This is a genomic window from Clavibacter lycopersici (assembly GCF_003576405.1).
GTDB lineage: Bacteria > Actinomycetota > Actinomycetes > Actinomycetales > Microbacteriaceae > Clavibacter > Clavibacter lycopersici.
This window is the reverse complement of sequence record NZ_QWGT01000372.1, coordinates 1-1,699: the sequence shown is the minus strand read 5'-3', so window position 1 is coordinate 1,699 and position 1,699 is coordinate 1. Positions and strand designations below refer to the sequence as shown.

Annotated in this window: 2 protein-coding genes; both read left to right on the top strand. The window is 75.9% G+C overall.

The annotated features are described in order from the left end of the window. The coding region (locus tag DZG00_RS15230) for a hypothetical protein (protein WP_119455807.1) at positions 1–426 on the top strand (426 nt) is incomplete at its 5' end. Between the two features lie 143 nt (positions 427–569). After that, complete coding sequence (gene iolC, locus DZG00_RS15225) at positions 570–1,547, top strand: 5-dehydro-2-deoxygluconokinase (RefSeq protein ID WP_119383232.1); 978 nt, start codon at positions 570–572, stop codon at positions 1,545–1,547. The last annotated feature ends 152 nt before the right edge of the window (positions 1,548–1,699 follow it).

Here is a 1,699-nt window from a genome sequence, read left to right as displayed (position 1 = left end):
GGCCTCGACGACGACCTCGACGCCCGCCACGGCGGCTCCCGCCCCGTGCTGCGCGAGCTCCCGGCGCGCGCTCCGGCCGACCGCCGCTTCCGGTCCCACGTCGCCGCGACCATGGCGTCCACCGCCGCCTACGCCGCCGTCGTGGTCGTGATCGCCCTCGTGACGCCGGTGGCGCGGTCCGTCCCCGTCGTCATCCTGATCGCCCTGCTCCTCGTCGCGCTGCTCGCCGTGCTCGCGGGCGTGGACGCAGCCTTCCGCGGCGGCGGCGGAGCGATCTCCCGTGGCCTCGGCCAGCTGGTGCCCGCCCTGTGCGGCGCGTTCCTCGGCGGTCTCGCCTCCGCCGTGATCCCCGTGCCCGGGCTCCTGGTCGTCGTGGGCCTCGCGTTCGGCGCCGGCTTCGGGGTCGGGATGACGCGCGGCCGGTGACCCGGGCCGCGGTCGGCGGCCGCGGTGGCATCAGGTCCATTGCAGGCGGTGCCCCATGTACCGATGTCAGAACATGCGCTAGGTTGGACGGACAGCAGCACCCGCCCACCGCCCTCCACTCCCGGAGAGGAAGCAGCGCCGCCATGAGCCCTGCCGAGAACGCAGCCCCCGCCCCGACCCCGCCCCGCGACCTGATCACCATCGGACGCGTCGGCGTCGACCTCTACCCGCTCCAGGACGCCGTGGGCCTCGAGGACGTCGAGACGTTCGGCAAGTACCTCGGCGGGAGCGCGGCCAACGTGGCGGTCGCGGCGGCCCGGCACGGCAGATCCGCCGCCCTCGTCTCGCGCGTGGGCGACGACCCGTTCGGCCGCTACGTCACCCGCGAGCTCGAGCGCCTCGGCGTCTCCGCGGAGCACGTGACGCCCGTCGACGACCTGCCGACGCCCGTGACCTTCTGCGAGATCTTCCCGCCGGACGACTTCCCCCTCTACTTCTACCGCCGGCCGAAGGCGCCCGACCTCTGCATCGAGGGCGACGAGCTCGACCGCGCGGCGATCCAGGACGCGCGCGTCTTCTGGTCCACCGTCACGGGCCTCAGCGAGGACCCGAGCCGCACCGCGCACCACGCCGCGTGGGCCGCCCGCGCGCGCCGGCCGCTCACGGTGCTCGACCTCGACTACCGGCCGATGTTCTGGTCGTCGCCCGCGGACGCGACCCGCGAGGTCGGCCGCGCGCTCGAGCACGTGACCGTCGCGGTGGGCAACCGCGAGGAGTGCGAGATCGCGGTGGGGGAGACGGATCCCGTGCGGGCCGCCGACGCCCTGCTCGACCGCGGCGTCGAGCTCGCCATCGTGAAGCAGGGCCCGAAGGGCGTGCTCGCCAAGACGCGCGACGAGACCGTCGAGGTGCCGCCGTACCCGGTCGAGGTCGTCAACGGGCTCGGCGCGGGCGACGGCTTCGGCGGCGCGCTCGTGCACGGGCTGCTCGCGGGCTGGGACCTCGAGCGGATCCTCCGCTTCGCCAACGTCGCGGGCGCCATCGTCGCCTCCCGCCGCGAGTGCTCGACCGCCATGCCCACGACGGCCGAGGTCGACGCGGTCCTCGCGGGGATCCGATGACCGACGACGCCGCGACCGCCCCCGCCGAGCTCGTCCGCGCGGGCGACCTCCCGGGCGCGTTCCAGGCCCTCCGCGACCTGCGCGCCACGGATCCCGCCGCCGTCGCCCGCGCGCTCGCCGGCCGGGTCCGCCGCCCGCTGATCCGCGACGAC

Excerpts from the sequence above, each read along its gene's own strand:
- iolC (WP_119383232.1), top strand. The coding sequence starts at position 570 with ATGAGCCCTGCCGAGAACGCAGCCCCCGCCCCGACCCCGCCCCGCGAC.